Source organism: Paraburkholderia bryophila, assembly GCF_013409255.1.
In the GTDB taxonomy this organism is placed as follows: domain Bacteria; phylum Pseudomonadota; class Gammaproteobacteria; order Burkholderiales; family Burkholderiaceae; genus Paraburkholderia.
Window position 1 is genome coordinate 334026 of the sequence record NZ_JACCAS010000002.1, and the last position, 16491, is coordinate 350516.

At 61.2% G+C, this 16491-nt stretch carries 15 protein-coding genes; 10 read left to right on the forward strand and 5 right to left on the reverse strand.

Annotated elements, in window-relative coordinates; translation table 11 throughout:
- Positions 1 to 260: 260 nt before the first annotated feature.
- Positions 261 to 566 (reverse strand): hypothetical protein, encoded by a 306-nt coding sequence (locus GGD40_RS22775; RefSeq protein ID WP_179712814.1) that lies wholly within the window; start codon positions 564 to 566, stop codon positions 261 to 263.
- Positions 567 to 1008: 442 nt separating this feature from the next.
- On the opposite strand from GGD40_RS22775, the gene GGD40_RS36690 reads away from it, so the two are divergent.
- Positions 1009 to 1158, forward strand: a complete 150-nt coding sequence (locus tag GGD40_RS36690) for a hypothetical protein (RefSeq protein WP_184000884.1) — start codon at positions 1009 to 1011, stop codon at positions 1156 to 1158.
- A gap of 192 nt (positions 1159 to 1350) precedes the next feature.
- Complete coding sequence (locus GGD40_RS22780) at positions 1351 to 1677, forward strand: H-NS histone family protein (protein ID WP_179745177.1); 327 nt, start codon at positions 1351 to 1353, stop codon at positions 1675 to 1677.
- An 8-nt stretch (positions 1678 to 1685) separates the two neighbouring features.
- Here GGD40_RS22780 and GGD40_RS22785 read toward each other — a convergent pair whose 3' ends face one another.
- The 3 genes from GGD40_RS22785 to GGD40_RS22795 form a co-directional block, all read right to left on the reverse strand.
- A complete protein-coding gene (locus GGD40_RS22785; protein ID WP_179747014.1) occupies positions 1686 to 2159 on the reverse strand; it encodes an arsenate reductase/protein-tyrosine-phosphatase family protein in 474 nt (157 codons plus the stop codon).
- Positions 2160 to 2408: 249 nt separating this feature from the next.
- Positions 2409 to 2609 carry a hypothetical protein gene (locus GGD40_RS22790; protein ID WP_179712812.1) on the reverse strand — a complete coding sequence of 67 codons (201 nt, stop codon included), beginning with the start codon at positions 2607 to 2609 and terminating at the stop codon, positions 2409 to 2411.
- Between the two features lie 214 nt (positions 2610 to 2823).
- Complete coding sequence (locus GGD40_RS22795) at positions 2824 to 4413, reverse strand: MFS transporter (protein ID WP_179745178.1); 1590 nt, start codon at positions 4411 to 4413, stop codon at positions 2824 to 2826.
- 400 nt (positions 4414 to 4813) lie between these two features.
- Between GGD40_RS22795 and GGD40_RS22800 the strand changes: the two genes are divergently transcribed.
- Positions 4814 to 5479, forward strand: coding sequence for a gamma-glutamylcyclotransferase (locus GGD40_RS22800; RefSeq protein WP_179745179.1), 666 nt, complete (start codon positions 4814 to 4816; stop codon positions 5477 to 5479).
- 4 nt (positions 5480 to 5483) lie between these two features.
- On the opposite strand, the gene GGD40_RS22805 is transcribed toward GGD40_RS22800, so the two are convergent.
- Positions 5484 to 6101 carry a J domain-containing protein gene (locus GGD40_RS22805; protein WP_179745180.1) on the reverse strand — a complete coding sequence of 206 codons (618 nt, stop codon included), beginning with the start codon at positions 6099 to 6101 and terminating at the stop codon, positions 5484 to 5486.
- 1055 nt (positions 6102 to 7156) lie between these two features.
- On the opposite strand from GGD40_RS22805, the gene GGD40_RS22810 reads away from it, so the two are divergent.
- The 7 genes from GGD40_RS22810 to GGD40_RS22840 all read left to right on the forward strand — a co-directional run bounded on the left by GGD40_RS22810 (position 7157) and on the right by GGD40_RS22840 (position 16474).
- Entirely contained in the window at positions 7157 to 9952 is a 2796-nt protein-coding gene (locus tag GGD40_RS22810; protein ID WP_179745181.1) for a TonB-dependent receptor, read from the forward strand.
- A 389-nt stretch (positions 9953 to 10341) separates the two neighbouring features.
- Positions 10342 to 11016, forward strand: coding sequence for an NADPH-dependent FMN reductase (locus GGD40_RS22815; RefSeq protein ID WP_179745182.1), 675 nt, complete (start codon positions 10342 to 10344; stop codon positions 11014 to 11016).
- A 332-nt stretch (positions 11017 to 11348) separates the two neighbouring features.
- On the forward strand, positions 11349 to 11564 hold the full coding sequence (locus GGD40_RS22820) for a hypothetical protein (RefSeq protein WP_035558106.1): 216 nt from the start codon (positions 11349 to 11351) through the stop codon (positions 11562 to 11564).
- Between the two features lie 270 nt (positions 11565 to 11834).
- Entirely contained in the window at positions 11835 to 13289 is a 1455-nt protein-coding gene (gene iaaH, locus GGD40_RS22825) for an indoleacetamide hydrolase (protein ID WP_179745183.1), read from the forward strand.
- A 90-nt stretch (positions 13290 to 13379) separates the two neighbouring features.
- Complete coding sequence (locus GGD40_RS22830; RefSeq protein ID WP_179745184.1) at positions 13380 to 14165, forward strand: CDP-diacylglycerol diphosphatase; 786 nt, start codon at positions 13380 to 13382, stop codon at positions 14163 to 14165.
- Positions 14166 to 14319: 154 nt separating this feature from the next.
- A complete protein-coding gene (locus GGD40_RS22835) occupies positions 14320 to 15354 on the forward strand; it encodes a fatty acid desaturase (RefSeq protein ID WP_179745185.1) in 1035 nt (344 codons plus the stop codon).
- A gap of 253 nt (positions 15355 to 15607) precedes the next feature.
- Positions 15608 to 16474, forward strand: coding sequence for a GIY-YIG nuclease family protein (locus GGD40_RS22840; protein ID WP_179745186.1), 867 nt, complete (start codon positions 15608 to 15610; stop codon positions 16472 to 16474).
- Positions 16475 to 16491: the final 17 nt, after the last annotated feature.

Genomic DNA, 16491 nt, shown 5'->3' on the forward strand with positions numbered 1-16491 from the left:
TGCCAGAGATTGCGTCACCGGAAATCAGTGAGTGAAAACCAGAATGCGCACACCATAACATCGTATTAAACCGCTCGCTGACCGCCCCGAAAAATCGCAGTCGCGCGTGGGGTTATTGAGGCGGTCATGGAGCGTGGGTATAGGGATTGCGCAAGCGTACGCGAGCGCTGCTTCTCAACGGTGTCACGGGGCATTGCATGAAAGCGGTGCGAAGTTGCGATGTCTGTCACCCGCACCGCACCCTCGCCCGCCGACCCTTTTCATTGACCAAAATAAACCCGGCATAGCGGCCCGGAAGAACACGACTGGCTCTGCCGGCCGCCCATTTCCGATTGCCCCGCGGCCACGCCTCCATAAGACGCGTTCCGCACGCCCTGTACGGGCTGTCCCGGTTCTCCGAACGACATGTCGGTCGTTGCTTGCGCCGATTCGTTCGCGTTCTGTTGCATCAGCGTGCGGCCCGACATGCCGTCGCCTGCCGCGCTATCCGCCTGCTGCGCGCCGATACTCACCGGCACGAGCAGCAGAACCACGCTTGCCATTGCCACCCACAAATGAAATTTCATGTCCAGACTCCTCGAATCCGGCGCAGCAGTACCCGTCCTCCCAAAGAATTGATCCGCGAAAAAACGCCTGGTCGCCCAATCGGGCCGACGGACGAGTCATTGCCAATGCATGACTGCTGCGGCGAGTCACCGAACTAAACGAGCTACTCATTGCCAGACCTGCAACCGATGTCGAACGCGTTCTCGCGGCGCGCCTGGAATCGATCGCCACAGGCTGGAAACGCGGATTTTGGCTCCGCTGTTCCGTTATAGGTCGGCCGCTCAGGAATTCAATCTCCGACTCGCAAGCTATGCGATTTGCCGTCGGACCGGTTCGTTTAGCCGCACTCGCGAACAAAATCCAACAAACCAGCGCGTGCGTTGCCCGCGCAGTGCGTTATGATGCTGCCATAACGTAAAAAACGGCCCCACGCGAGGCACCGGCGAGAGACGGAGCGTGGACGTGAAACCAGCCGGACGCAATCAGCGCATCGTCAACATCGTTCGTTCCCAGGCGGCCGCAAGGCTTATCCAGCCTTACCTGCCGTCAGGCAGTGCGCCGGAATACGCGCTGAATGTGCTTGATCGTGCCGATCGGCATAGCGGGTATTAATGGCAGCCTGACCGGACAAATGCAGTACCGCAATTTACGGAGCAACGTTATTTAACGCTGCCAGAAGCATTCCCTTCAATCGATAACCCGACCGCGGGCCGGCCCCATTTAGATGGGCTAGAGGCTTACGCGGCTTTTCCTTGCAATCTGTAACTGACAGAACGCCGGACGCTTTAGAAGGACGAATATCTTATGGACGAAAGGAAGCGAGATAGCATGATTGCGTATCTCCGCCATCGCATGGAAGAGTTTGGTATCGAGCCGGAAGATCTGGCCGCGATATTGGCGACCGAGCCCGCAGCGCAAAAGGACGCACGCTACCGTAGCGCGACCGGAGATAGCTGGGACGGCCAGGGCGACATGCCTCAGTGGCTCAAACAGGCAATCAGCGCCGGGCAATCAATCGACCACTTTGAATTGTCGGCAGCGCCGGCGCCCACCCCGCAGCCGAAGAAAAATGTGGACTGGAAAAACGATCCGTTCGCAGGCAGCCCGCTGGCCCGTTCAAACAATCGTTAATCCGGCGCTCACGCGTTGCAGGTGGTGAGTTGCGGCGGCACCGTGTATTGCGGTAATTGAATGAACGCGCTGATCTGCCGCACGATTTGCCAGAACAGCTTGTCGAACAGTCGCCCGCGCTCCGCCTCTGAAACGCCGTCCGCCAGCGGATCGGCAAAGCTCCAGCGATACAAAGCCGGCGCCCCCGGAAACACAGGCGCATGAGGCGCGGCGACGAATTCGTCCATGGCCACGATAACGTCCATTCGCGGCGCCCATTCGCCGGTGAATTCCAGCCAGCTTTTGGCGCCGAGCACGCCGAGTTCCGAAATGCCCGGCCGCAATTGAGCCACGGCAAATGGATGAACCCGCGTGGCCGGTTCCGGCCCCGCGCTGAATGCATCGAAACGGTGTCCCGCCAGTTCCCGCAATAAAGCTTCGGCAATAATGCTGCTGGCTGAATTCTCACGACAGAGAAACAGCACCTTATATTTTCTGGTCACGCTCACCCCGTACCCATATATTTTTGCTTCTGTGCAGCATTCTGCCGTCGCAGTCTTGCGCCCTCGTGACACTACGATGACCTGATTGATGGCGCTACGGGAAGTTGTACCAGGGGACTCGACTCTCCGGCGCCGCGCGATGCTTCTGCCCGCCAGTTTAGCAGCGTGAACGACCAGGCTTTCATTAAGCTGTCGCCCACGCGCCGATACGCCGCGTTTCGTCACATGACTGCGGCGCATCAAATCTCGTCAACTCGCGGCCTCGCTGTCGCGCCTCTTCAACACGATCCGATTGGCCGCGTCGCTGTCTTGCACCGTCGCGGGAAGAGTCGGCTCGAACTGCATGGCGGCCGCAGGCTTGCTAACCGCCTTGACGCCATTCGCAATGCCCGGTGCCGCGACGTAGGGAACGAAGGCCGCCACCGCGACGACAATAATGAAAGTGAACATGAGCGTCGTACCTCGTGGGAGGGACTGCGTGAAAGGCCGCGTGAGGGATTGCCTGAAGGTGGAGATCGGTCAGAACGGAACGGCATTCGCTCGACTCGCGTCGCGAACGGTAAGAACGTGTCTTTGATTCTAGGAGCGCGGCTTGCCGCGCTAAAGGCCGAGGTCTCTATCAAATCGGCCTACGTCTATGGTCTGGCGGCCAAGCTGTCTTTCGTCACACCACGGCGGATTCTTCGGCCTCGCGCAATGGCTCGTTATGGCCGTCGTGCTCGTTGCCGTACTCGTTCTGCTGCGCTCCCGTACGGCTCAAAAACACGAACGACGCACACGCGGACAGCAGCGTGATCACGATCAATACGTGCAGCAAACTCGTGAACGCCTGCGTATAGCTGAGTGCGAGTTCGTGTCGGCTGATTTGCGGCAAACTCGCGGCGGCGCTTGCCAGGTCGCCCGTGGTCAAACGCTGCGCTGCTTCGGCAATGCGCTCTGTCATCGCGAGGCTGCCGTCCGCTGTTATTCGCGTAAGGCTGTGTTGCGCGAGGCCCGCGAGTATCGCGGTGACGATCGCGAGCGCAATCCCTTCGCCCGCCACCCGCGTCGTGCTGAAAATACCCGTGGCCATACCCGCCCGCTCCTTCGGCACGACGCTCACCGACAGTCCGTCCATCAAACCCCATGGCATCCCCGCACCGATGCCGACGATCAGCATCGGCACGATCGCGGACCCGCGCGATGCGCCGATATCGACACAACTCAGCCAGTAAAGTCCCGCCGCGGCGATCAGAAAACCGAGCCCCGACAGCACGCCTGCCGATATCCACCGCGTCAGCGAAGCAACCAGCAGCGGCACGGCAAGCAACGGCGCCGACAACGCGATCATCAGCAGGCCCGCCTCCATTTCGCTGAGACCCTCCGCGCCGATAAACCGCAGCGGCAACATCACGATCAGCACGATGTAGCAGTAGCAGGTGCCGACCGGCAGAATCTGCACGCCCACGAAACGCGGATAGCGAAACAGGCTCAGATCCAGCATCGGTCGGGCGACGCGTAGTTCCACCGTCACGAACACGGCCAGCATGACCGCCGACGCGCTCAGCAGGCCGATCACCAGCGCGCTGGACCAACCGGCTTGCGGCGCCTGAATCACCGCGACCGTGAAGAGCCCGAGCGTGCCGGTGAAGCTCAGCGTGCCGGGCCAGTCGAGACCGGTGGCGGCAGGGTCGCGTGTTTCGCGCATGCGCGGCACGCCGAACACGAACGCGAGCGCACCGATCGCCGCGATCGCCACGAAGATCGCGCGCCAGCCGAAGTGCGTGATCAAGGCACCCGCCATCAGCGGACCGAATGCGAGGCCAATACCGAAGCTCGTCCCCAGCATGCTGAACGCGCGCGTGCGGGCGTGCCCGGTAAATTCCTGCGCTAACGCCGCGGAACCGCTCGCTAGCGACGCGGCCGCCGCGACGCCCTGCAGCGCGCGCAACGCGTCGAGCCAGGCCACCGAAGGCGCCAGACTCAGCGCCAGCGACGCCACGATAAAACCACCCAGCCCGGCCACGAAAAGCCGCTTGCGGCCGAACTGATCGGCGAGTGCGCCGGCCGCCATCAGCAGGCTGCCGAAGCTCAGCATGAAGGCGTTGGTGATCCAGGTCAGCGCGCCCGCGCTGCCGCCCAGATCGCGCCCGATCGCGGGCGTGGCGACCGCGCCGCCCGAGAACGCCAGCGGCAGCACCAGCGCGGATAAACAGACGGCGGCAAGAATCAGCGGTTTGGCGCCGGCCTCGCCGTGTGAGGTTGCAGTTTTCATCGATCAGCCCTTCCCCGAAATCCGGCCGTGGCATGGTGTGGCGAACCACGAGCGCCGGCCGGACACGCTCGCGAAGCACAAGCACTCAAGGGTGTCATTCTGGCGACGGCGACGGGGCGGATAAAGAGCCTGCAGGTCGTGACTGAGCGGCCTGAAACGCGACAATCAGCGATGCTGAAGGCGCATTAGCGGCGCGGGTATCTGGTAACGGCGAGGCAAAGGCATGGCAGCGGCGCAGCGCGGCACGCCAACGGCGCGGTATCGATTGTCGCCATCACGGCGACACACCATTTCCGTCAGACGGATTTTTCCGGACGGCGCTCACGTTCATACTGGCGGTGATCTTCCACGCCGGTGCGGCCTGAACCCCGCGCGCGGCACACCATGACGGAACTACCGGATGTTGAACAGAAACACCATCAGCTCGGGCGCCTATCTCGAGAGCTTCGATTCGCTGCCCAAAGAAATGCTCTGGACGCAGGAGCGGATCGACGCGTCGCTCGCACAGACGCTGCGGCAGCGTCCGGACGACGGCGAGGTCTGGGTGTTCGCTTATGGCTCGCTGATGTGGAATCCGATCTCCGACTTCGACTGCCGACGCATCGCGACACTGCATGGCTGGCATCGTAGTTTCTGCATCCGGCTGATCGCGGGCCGCGCAACGCCTGAACAGCCGGGCCGCATGCTCGCGCTCGAACCGGGCGGCAGCACGCAAGGCGTCGCGCTACGCCTGTGCGGCGCGACGCTCGCCGAAGAGCTGCGGATTCTGTGGATTCGCGAGATGGTGACCGGCGCGTATCGTCCGACCTGGGCACCGGTGACGCTCGAAGACGGCACGCAAGTCCAGGCGATTGCCTTCGTGGCCGAGCCGCAGGATCGGCAATACGAAGGCGACGCGCGGGCGTCGTCGATCGGTGCGTCGATGGCGGTCGCGACAGGCCTGTTCGGCACCAATGCCGAGTATGTGTTCAAGCTGCAGACCGCGCTCGACGATTGCGGACTCAACGATCCTTATATCGACGAACTCGCGGCCGAACTGGCGCGGCTCACGAAGCTGCCTGCTTGATGCTTCAGAACCGCAAGCCGTTCAGGAATTGAAACCAGAGACCGCCGAGTACGCCGGCAGGATGCGCGGCGGAAGTGGCGTCGTCGGGTTTGTCTTTGTCTTCATGCTGTTCTTCGCGCTTGTCCTCACGCTTGCCGCGGGCCGCGCGATTCGCCGCCGCTTCCGCCTCGCGTCGCGCCATCTGCAACGCCGCCACGCTATCCGCGATCTGCGCGGCTCGCCGCGCCTCGCAGCGGCGCCCGAGCAACACGCCGAACAGCACATCGCGGTTGTGGCCTTCATCGGCGAAACGCATGGCGAGCGACACCATCTCCGCATAGGCCGCTTCGTCGGCGGCTCGCGCTGCTGCTTCGCGCTCCGCCTGGGCCCGTTCCCGACGCGTACGCTGCGCCTCCCAGCCGCGCATCTGCTCGGCGTAGACCGCGTCGTACACCTTGCGTTGCGAGGCGTCGGAGAGGATCGCGTACGCGTCCTTGATCTCCTGGAACGTGGCGCGCGCAACGTCTTCCGCGCCGCTGTTGCGGTCCGGATGCCACTTCATCGCGGCCTTGCGGTAAGCCCGCTTGATTTCGTCGTCGGTGGCGTGCGTGGGCACGCCAAGCGTTTCATAAAGAGTTGCCATTGCCTGCTCGACCTCGCCGTGAATCGCGTCGCGGATCATCCTAGCATGTGAAAAATGTCAGCCATCTGCATGAACGGACATGGACGCGCATGAACCGGCGTGACCGCGATTCACGCCGCGGGATTCGCGCCTCGCACGCGGCCCGCAGCGAGGTTGAATGGCGCACACGAAAACCGACCCGTTTTTTGAACGCTTTCTCGCGAAGCCGTCAGATCCGGCGATAAAACAGAATACGGTTGGAGCGCAAGACTCCAATCGCAGGCGCGATATTCGCGCCGATAGACGACATTCCCAGTCGAGCGATATCGCTTCAAAAACTATCGTCGCGCGGGCAATCCCGGCGATTCGACTCCTATCTTCCGCCATTCCATAAAACCAACAGAATCCCGCCGCTTACTTTCTCCCACTCGCCTCAACCGCTTCAGATTCTTTCAGCCCGGCACATTAACTCGCTTGTATCGCGCGATATTCGCGCAATCGCGCACATTCGAATTGCATAAATAAAATTACCAATACCTTTCAATTTCAGAATCCATGCCATTCTCCGATGAAACTTTTTGTGCATTTATCAAAAAAAGTTTGCTATGTAATTTTTTTTCTTGCTATCTTCCCGATCTCAAGAGGTTACGTAATATTACAAACAGCAAAAAGCATGAAAGTTGTCGGGCCAAAGTAGGCTGAATGCATATCCTTTTCAGGCCTTTTTATTCCCGAAAACAGGATATTCGGCGCTTCCGCTATTTGACTCTTACGCCGCTTAAGCAGACGAAGCAGCGGTTAAAACGATAGGTCGTCGTTTCGGCCATGCCAGAGTGAGACACGAGAAAACGAGGCACTTCCATTTCGATCACCCGGTAATCCGACACGTTGAAATTTAGCGTGTCCCTTCTGTTCGCCTTCAACTACGCGCACGGTGAATCGGCACGAGGTGAAGTGAATGGATGGGACAGCTTTATATGGTGCGGCGCAATATCGCCGCCAATCGCGTGGCGAGGTTCACGAGACCTCGCCAACCATTTTGGCGTAGCTCTATTTACAAGCGAGAAGGGGAAAAATTGAAACAGCGTGCATTGGCATTAGCCATAAAAAGAATAATCTGGGCCGAGCTGGCGTTTTCGGCTGCGCTCGCCGGTCCGGCATTCGCGCAGAGCCAGCCCACCGCGGCGGGAAATACAGCCGCGACACCGTCAGTCAATAGTGCTCCGCCACCGGCCACGAACCCGGCCACCAGCGCGGCCACCGGCACGGCTAAAAGCACCGCCGCCAACCCGGCGACCCCGTCCAAAGAGAAGGTTCAACAGATCAAGACCTTCGAAGTGACCGGATCGTTGATTCGCAGCGCCGACAAGGTGGGCTTCAATCAGGTTCAGAAGATCACGGCGAAGGAGATAGAAAACAGCGGCTATACCAATGTGGCCGATTACCTGCGCAACGTGTCGGCCAATTCGGCCAGTAGCTGGGGCGAGGGATCGACCAACAGCTTCGCACCCGGCGGCGCGGGCATCGCGTTGCGCGGCCTCAGCGAGAAGTACACCCTGGTGCTGGTCGACGGGCAGCGCGTCGCGCCCTACGCATTCGCCGTCAACGGTACCGATCAGTTTTTCGACGTGAATACGTTGCCGTTGAACATCATCGATCGCATTGAAATCGTGAAGACCGGCGCCGTCTCGCAGTACGGCTCCGACGCCATTGCCGGTGTGGTGAACATCATCACCAAGCGCAACTTCCAGGGGCTGGAACTGGGCGGCAGCTACGGCGGAGCCACGCAGAACGGCGGCGGCCAGGGCACGACCCGCTTCAGTATCCTGGGCGGTATCGGCGATTTGAATTCAGACCGTTTCAACGTCACGGCCGCGCTCAGTTACTACAAATCGAACGGCTTTCTGGCCTCCGACCGCGATACGACGCAGAACCAGGACTTCTCGAATCAGCCCGGCGGCCTCTCCAACCAGTCGCCGTCGTACTGGCACCGCGGCAACGGTATCGGCAACGTGCCGCTGAGCCCTTGCCCCAACGGCGGCACGGTCGTGCCGGCCAATTCCAACGCGCAGACTTATGGTTCCGGAGGCACCGTCTGCCAGAACAATACCGCCTACGCGACCTCCCTTTCGCCGTGGACCGAACGCCTGAGCGCGAAGGTCCACGCCGACTTCAAGATCAACGACGCGATGCAGGCGTTTGCCGATCTGTGGGAAAGCAACAATACGACCAACACCAATAATTTCGTCGGACGGTTGAGCTCCAGCACGCAGACTTACAACCCCGCCACCGGTGGCGTCAATCTGATCTCGAACGTGGTGCCGGCGAGCAATCCCTACAACCCGTTCGGTGTGCCGACGCAGCTTCGCTACGCGTTCCCCGCCACGCAGTCGGTTCGCACGAGCTCCAATTTCTGGCGCGCCGCAACCGGCGTCAAGGGCTCGTTCACGACCCCCGGCATTGGAGACTGGGACTGGAGCACCGCGTATACGCATTCGCAGAATACGGTGTCGAATAACTTTACGAACCTGCTCAACGCGAATGCGCTGACCAACATCGTTCAGAACGGCGTGTTCGACTTCGCCAATCCGTCCGCCACGCCGAACGGCCTGAACGGCTTGTACGGCAGTACGTCGACGCAGGCGATCACCAAGCTCGACGCGGTCGATGCCACGCTGGCGACACCTCACCTGTTCACGCTGCCCACCGGCGACGTCGGGCTGGGTTTCGGCGCCCAGTTCCTGCACCAGAGCCAGTACATCGGCACCGGCGCGGGCTATGTGAACGGTACCTACGTCAATCCGTCGATCCAGTCCGTCGACGGTGAACGCAACGTGGCCGCGGTCTACTACCAGGTCGATATCCCGCTGCTGACGAACCTGACCTTCAGCCAGTCCGGGCGCTACGATCACTACAGCGATTTCGGCGGTGCGTTCTCGCCGCGTTTCGCGCTTCGCTTCCAGCCGGTTCGTGAATTGACGATGTACGGGTCGTACACGCGCGGCTTCCGCGCGCCGACACTGATCGAAAACACCTCGTCGAAAACGTTCGGTGCCCAGGGGGCGATCGATCCGCACGATCCGAACGATCCGGGCGCTTATGCGTTGCGTGAAGAAATCCAGGCGGGCTCGCGCAATCTGCAACCGGAGCGGACCAAGAACTACAACCTCGGCTTCCAGTTGTCGCCGACACGCACCACCGACATCGGCTTCGACTGGTACAAGATCCACATCGACAACGTGATCGGCACGGACGATATCCAGTCCGTGGTGAATGAGAACGATCCGTCGAAGGTCATCCGGAACCCGAACGGTTCGATCGCGTATGTTTTGTTGCCTTACCAGAACCTGGCGTCGCTCGATACGGACGGCTTCGAAACGACGTTCCGGCAGTCAGTGGCAACCAAAATCGGCACGTTCACCCTGTCCGGAGACTGGACCTACGTCTGGCACTTCAAGATGCCGGTGGGTGGCGTCACCACCGACTTCGCCGGCAACAACGGTGCGCAGAATACGCCGTTCGGCGCCAGCTTCCCGCGCTGGAAGGGCAATACCGATCTGAACTGGAACTACCAGAAGTGGAATGCCACCTTGACCTGGGTTTATACCGGGCCTTACGCGCAAGCCATTCTGCCGCCGGGGAACTATCCCGGCATGAAGGACGGTGTGTCGTCCTATAGCCAGTTCAATCTGTTCTTCAGCTACACGGGGATCAAGCACTGGACGCTCTATGCGGGTGTCGACAACATCTTCAACCGCGCGCCGCCGTTCGATCCGACCTTCATGAACGCCAGCTACCAGTCCGGTTACGACACGTCGCTGTACTCCTATGTCGGGCGTTTTGCACAGATCGGCGCGACCTACAAGTTCTGACGCGCGACTACCGGGCCGCTTGCGGCCCGGTTCTCCACTCCCCACGATGGACGAAAAAAAAGGCCTCGCCACTTAACGTAGCGAGGCCGAGTCCCATGTCAAGGAGATGTCATGGAGGAGACGATTCGATCATAGCGTCCACCCATCGCGCCCCCAACCAATCGTTCGCCATATGCTTATCCCGCATCGATCCAAGTGCACTCCAGCGCACATTCGCGAGCAGAAAAAAACCCCGCTGCCTCACGCGGGTTATATCGTTAGAACAAAAAGTCGCTTCGCCCAGCAGGCGATGGTCTTTAAGATGACACTTCAAAGTCCGGTTCGTCCCGGCTTCGCTGCGCGCAGCCCCGCGCCGGCAAGCTGTGAGCCGTTACCGAAGGAGCATTTCGTTGACCAGTTTCGACCATCAGCGCCGGCCACTCGTTATCGGCATCGGCGGCACGACCCGCGCCGCCTCGTCGACCGAGCGCGCACTCGGCTTTGCGTTGCGCGGCGCGGAAGCCGCCGGCGCACAAACGCGCCTGTTCGGCGGCACGTTCCTGCATAGCCTGCCCCACTACGCCCCTGAAAATCCCGCCCGCACCGACGAGCAGCTCGAACTGATAGAAGCCGTGCGCCACGCGGACGCGCTGATCATCGCCACGCCGGGTTATCACGGCGGCGTGTCCGGGCTCGTCAAGAACGCGCTGGATACGCTCGAAGAATTGCGCGCCGACGAACGTCCGTATCTCGACGGCCGCGCGGTCGGTTGTATCGTCACCGCGTACGGCTGGCAAGCCGCCGGCTCCGTGCTGACGTCGCTACGCTCGATCGTCCACGCGTTGCGCGGCTGGCCCACGCCGTTCGGTGCCGGCATCAACACGCTGGAAACGCGCTTCGACAGCGTCGACACCTGTTCGGATCCGAAAGTGGTCGATCAGCTCGCCACGGTCGGCCAGCAGGCCGCGCAATTCGCGCTGGCCTTTGCCTCGCATCGCACGCCGGTTGCCGCGTCGGTTCCCGGCGCGCAGAACGAAGCAGCACGCAACGAAGCGCAACCCGCGCGCTTGCTGCACGCGGTCTAAGTCTCCTCGAAACACGCTGTCTGCAAGCCGTGGCGCCGCATTGCCGGTCCACGGCGTTCGCGCTTGTCCGAACCGTGCGCCACATAACAGACCACGGTCCCGCCGCGCCGGATAGTGTGTGCGAGCACAACCGATATGGTCCGATGCGAACGGATGAAGTCCGTTCCCGAACCCCGCTGATTTGCTTACGACGAATGATTCGTTCACCGGCTGCGCAGTGCCCTCTACGCTTGATCCTGCCCGCCGACTCACCGGCCGCCCGACGCTGCCAATACGCGTCTCACGTGCCGGTTTCCTCGACAACGCACGCGGGCATACTCACTGCCACGACCATGAATTCACATCTCCGCTACAAGGGTTACGAAGTCGCGCCGGTTGCGCAACGCCTGCCCAACGGCCTGTTCGCCGCCAACCTGACGATCGAGAAAACCGCTGCGAACCACGAGCAAGCCTATTCGTTCGACGCGCTGGATTACTTCTTCGACGAAGAGCATGCGCTCGCGTACGCGTTCCGCTGGGGACGCATGTGGATCGATAACCACCAGTAACGCCATCCGCTACGGCCTTGCGTCGCCCGACGTCGACGCCGGGCGGGTTGTGCCAGAATAGACGACACCTCGAGCTCGTCCCCTGCACGCCCGCCATGACCGACGTATCGACCGTTGTCGCCGCCTTGCGCCGCTCGCTTTTCCCTGCCCCTCCCGATACCCATCCCACGGTCGCAGCCGAACGGCCTGCGTTCGCGCGTGCCGCACTGCGCTGCCTTTCACGAAACCCATCGCGCCGACCCGGCACCCTAACCTATGGAGACATCGGCCATGACATGGACCGTCGATGAACAACTCGCGCTAACCGCCACCGAAGCCATCGCCGCCATCCAGTCAGGCCGCCTCAAAGCCGCCGACTACGTGGCCACGCTGCTTGCGCGCGCGGCGTCGCTCGAGAGCCTCAATGCGCTCACCACGCTCGACCTCGACGGCGCGCTCGCCGCCGCGCGGCGCATCGACGCATTGCCGGCCGCCGCGCTCGCGCAATTGCCGCTGGCCGGCTTGCCGATCGTCGTGAAGGACAACATCAACACCGTCGGTTTGCAAACCTCGGCGGGCACACCGGCGCTCGAAGGCTTTATCCCGAAGGCGAACGCGCCCTCGGTGCAGCGTCTGATCGACGCCGGCGCGATCGTGCTCGGCAAGGCCAACATGCACGAACTCGCGTTCGGTATCACCAGCACGAACCTCGCCACGCACGCGGGCCCGGTGCGCAATCCCTACGATCCCACGCGGATTCCGGGCGGTTCGTCGGGCGGCACGGCGGCGGCGATTGCCGCGCGCATCGTGCCCGCAGGACTCGGCACCGATACCGGCGGCTCGACGCGCATTCCGGCGGCGTTGACGGGCATCGCGGGGTTTCGTCCTTCGGTCGGCAATGGTGGTGCTGAACGGCGCTATCACGACCCGGACGCCGTGGTGCCGATCAGCCATACGCGCGATACGGTCGGGCCGATGGCGCGCACCGTTGCCGATATCGCGCTGCTGGACGGCGTGATCACCGGCAGCGGCGCGTTGCCGGATATCGCGCTGAGCGGCTTGCGCGTCGGCTTGCCTGCGCCGCTGTGGGAAGGGCTCGAGCGCCAGGTGGACGACATCGCGCGCGACGCGTTGCGGCGGCTCGAGGCAGCGGGCGTGGTGTTCGTGCCGGTGGCGATGCGCGAGCTCGATCATTTGAACGGCATGGTGGGCGGCCCGATTGCAATCCACGAAGCGCTCGACGACGTGCGCGCCTGGCTCGTTGCGAATGACGCGCCGGTCAAAACCGTCGCCGAACTCGCGGCCCGCATTGCGAGCCCGGATGTCCGCGCGATTTACGACGGCGTGCTCGGCGACGTGCTTGCCGTGCAATACGACGACGCGCTGAATCTGTGGCGGCCGCGTTTGCGGGCTTACATGGCGGCGACGTTCGCCGATGAGCGGCTCGACGCGCTGCTGTTTCCGACCACGCGTCTCGCCGCAGCGCCGATCGACGACGTGTATGGCTCGTCGTTCGTCAGCGTCGACGGCGGCGAACCGATCGACACGATGGACGCGTTCCTGCGCAATACCGATCCGGCCAGCACATCGGGTATTCCGGGCCTGTCGCTGCCTGCCGGCATGACCCCGGGTGGCTTGCCGGTCGGCCTGGAACTGGACGGGCCGCTAGGTGAAGACCGGCGGCTGCTGGCGATCGGTGTCGCGTTCGAGCAGTTGCTCGGCGTGTTGCCTGCGCCGACGCTTTGATCCGCGCCGCGACCTACCTTTGAAAATACCGACGAAATGCCGATGATCGCGCAGAAAAAAAAGCCAGCCGATGCACCGTTGAAAACACTGATGCCCCACCTGTCACTGCGAACTCTTTCGCGCCGCAGCGTCGGCCTGCGGGCTGCGTTGGCCGCGTTGACCGTCGCGCTCGCGGCCACTGGCTGTGCACGTCTCGCCACGATCGATTCCAACGCGCTATGGAAGATCGTCGATCTGCGCTGCGTGCCGTCGCAACAGGCAACCGGCACACCGGGCCAATGCACGACCGTCAATCTCGACCAACGCTATGCGATCCTGAAGGACATCGTCGGACGGTCGCAGCATCTGCTGATTCCGACCGACCGCATCACCGGGATCGAAAGCCCGCTCGTGCTGGCGCCGCACGCGCAGGACTATTGGGTCGACGCGTGGGATTCGCGCCGTTACGTCGAGCAATCGGTCAAGCGCACGCTGCCCGACAATCAGCTCGGCCTTGAAATCAATTCGAAGTACCGGCGTTCGCAGAACCAGTTGCATATTCATATCGATTGCATGCGCGGCGATATTAGCGAGGCGCTTGCACATCACGCGAAAGACGCACCCGGCGAGTGGCATTGGGACACGCTCGACGGCAACCGCTACCGGATCATGCGCGTCAACACGCTGACGAACAGCGGTAATCCGTTCCGCGTCGTCGCGCGCGACAACCCGGGCGAAGCGGCAATGGCCACGCAAACCATTCTCGTGACGGGCGCGGGGCCTTCCGCGGAACAGGACGGCTGGCTGCTCGTGAATAGCGGCACCGAGGTGGACAACGGCAGCGGCACGGCGGAACCCTTGCTCGATCACGCATGCCGCGTGGCGGACGCGCATTGAGCACCGTTGAGCACCGGTTCGGGCCGCACGCGGGCCGGCGATATCTGCCCCGCCTAAGCACGTTCGGGCAGATGCATTGCTGAACAAAATGGTTCTGGCGGCGCCCATGGGTCCGTAGGATCGGTCTGAACATGCACTTCGACCGGTCAAGCCCATGGCGTTTTACCTCGACGATACGCAGCGCAAAAACCTCACCCGACTTGCAACGAGCTGGACATGGCGCACGCAATGGCCAACATGGGCACTGATCGTCACGATTTATAGCGGATGGTTCGGCGCGGCTACTCACGCGCGTGAGCTTGGTTTGCCGCTCGCCGTCGCACTGCTCGCTTTGCTCAGTGCGTGGTACATGTCGCTGCAGCATGAACTGTTGCATGGTCATCCAACCCGTTCGCGCCTGGTCAACGCAGGGCTCGGCTTTGCGCCGCTGGCCGTGTGGTTTCCGTACGGCATCTATCGGGATTCGCATCTCCAGCATCATGACGATGCGCATTTGACGCATCCGGAACGCGATCCGGAAAGCTACTTCGTCAATTCATTGGTGTGGCAACGCGCGGGGTGGGCGATTCGCGCGCTGCTGACATTCCGGAATACGTTTATCGGCAGATTGCTGGTTGGGCCGGCGTTTTCTATTTCAGCGACCGGTGTGGATGCGCTCGCCAAAATCAGGCGCGGTGATTGGCGCGATGTGCCGGTGTGGTTTGCGCACGTCGCTGCGTTGGCTGCTTTAACGCTGTGGTTGCGGAGTTGCTGCGGAATACCGGCGTGGGTGTTTATTGTCGGTGTGGGCTACGGCGCGTTGTCGCTGGGTTCGATTCGCTCGTTTCAGGAACATCGTGTCGCGCAGGCTCCCGAACACCGCACGGTGATTAACGAAGCATCGTGGTTCTGGCGGTTGCTGTTTCTGAACAATAACTACCACCTGGTGCATCACGATTTGCCGCATGTGCCGTGGTTTGCGCTGCGAGGGGTCTATGAGACGTCGCGTCGGCAATACATCAGGCGCTCGGGGGGCTTTCTGGTTAACGGCCACAGTGAATGGATGAGGCAACATATGTTCGCTGCTGTAGCTCATCCGGCGCATGGCGATTTCTCCACTAACATCCATGTCGTTCCCGCAGCAAGACCTGCTGCTGCCGACGCCGCAAACAGCGGTTCCGTCACATACGACGTCAACCCCGCCCGATAGTTGAGTGGGTCCAGATAGTTGAGTGGGTCCATCCTGGCAGCAACGAACTGCCTCGCGTCCGATGCGCCAAAAGCAACAACAGCGCGGCCTTGTGCGACCACCGGCGATCACCGGCCACGACCGCACACGCGCACGCAGCACATCCATTCGCTAGAATGCGCTGAATCGAGTTTTCCATTGGAGAGACTCGATCTGGCTACCTATCGATTCCGTGAGTGCAAAGACCTCATCAACAACCGGACCCGGGTTATATATGAACACGACAACCTACCTGTACATCCTTGTTTTTCCGCAAAAAAACGTGATAAAAATCGGAAAGGCAAACGATATACAGAATCGGATAGATTCCCTCCGGCGATGGTGGGGCGAGGTTAACTACCCGGCCTCATACTATCTTTCCATCGAAGAAAAATCTGTTTTCAAGCTCGAAAAATCTCTTCATTTTCTGCTCTCCAGATACTCCGTCGAGTTTAACGACGGAGATGGAAAAAGCGAGATCTTCGCTCATGATGCTCTTGAGAAAGCGATTGACGTTATCGATCTCTACGCCTCTCTGACTCAATCTTCCACACGATTGCAGAAAGGAATTCCAGAACCCATCAAGCCGCAGAGCGACAGGAAGAAAAAGGAGAAGTACGAAAAGGCGGCCGCAAAATCTGATCGTTTCTTCAACAGCATCTCGGCTTGCGCAGACAGGTTCAGAAAGATCAACAAGTTGATCGCCTTTCTGATGCGTTACCAGTCCCGCATCCAGTTTCAGTACGATATTGTCGACGACCATATACTTTTCCGGGTTCGTCAAAATCACGCCCGAAACCACCATGCATCACTATCGGTCGCATCGCTCTTTAGTTTCGGCGTCGAAGATTTTGATGTGAGAATCGGGATGAACTGCTGTTCCGCCGTTGGTGTCGGCGATGTCGTGCAATACCGGATAAATCTGATACGGCAGGATGCAGATAGTTTTTCTCATCCCTATCTCGTCTATCTGTGCAGCCAGGCAGAGCGTATGCTGGCACACCTTCCCAAAAGGTCTCTGGCAACACTCGACGAAATTCCGATAGTCGATGATGCCGGCGTCACAAGCAGCATCTTCGACGAATGGCGAGACGATCGTTGAGCTGAGACTCCCCAGCA

Excerpts from the sequence above, each read along its gene's own strand:
- GGD40_RS22775 (WP_179712814.1), bottom strand. The coding sequence starts at position 566 with ATGAAATTTCATTTGTGGGTGGCAATGGCAAGCGTGGTTCTGCTGCTC.
- GGD40_RS22780 (WP_179745177.1), top strand. The coding sequence starts at position 1,351 with ATGGACGAAAGGAAGCGAGATAGCATGATTGCGTATCTCCGCCATCGC.
- GGD40_RS22790 (WP_179712812.1), bottom strand. The coding sequence starts at position 2,609 with ATGTTCACTTTCATTATTGTCGTCGCGGTGGCGGCCTTCGTTCCCTAC.
- GGD40_RS22795 (WP_179745178.1), bottom strand. The coding sequence starts at position 4,413 with ATGAAAACTGCAACCTCACACGGCGAGGCCGGCGCCAAACCGCTGATT.
- GGD40_RS22800 (WP_179745179.1), top strand. The coding sequence starts at position 4,814 with ATGTTGAACAGAAACACCATCAGCTCGGGCGCCTATCTCGAGAGCTTC.
- GGD40_RS22805 (WP_179745180.1), bottom strand. The coding sequence starts at position 6,101 with ATGGCAACTCTTTATGAAACGCTTGGCGTGCCCACGCACGCCACCGAC.
- GGD40_RS22820 (WP_035558106.1), top strand. The coding sequence starts at position 11,349 with ATGAATTCACATCTCCGCTACAAGGGTTACGAAGTCGCGCCGGTTGCG.
- iaaH (WP_179745183.1), top strand. The coding sequence starts at position 11,835 with ATGACATGGACCGTCGATGAACAACTCGCGCTAACCGCCACCGAAGCC.
- GGD40_RS22830 (WP_179745184.1), top strand. The coding sequence starts at position 13,380 with ATGCCCCACCTGTCACTGCGAACTCTTTCGCGCCGCAGCGTCGGCCTG.
- GGD40_RS22835 (WP_179745185.1), top strand. The coding sequence starts at position 14,320 with ATGGCGTTTTACCTCGACGATACGCAGCGCAAAAACCTCACCCGACTT.
- GGD40_RS22840 (WP_179745186.1), top strand. The coding sequence starts at position 15,608 with ATGAACACGACAACCTACCTGTACATCCTTGTTTTTCCGCAAAAAAAC.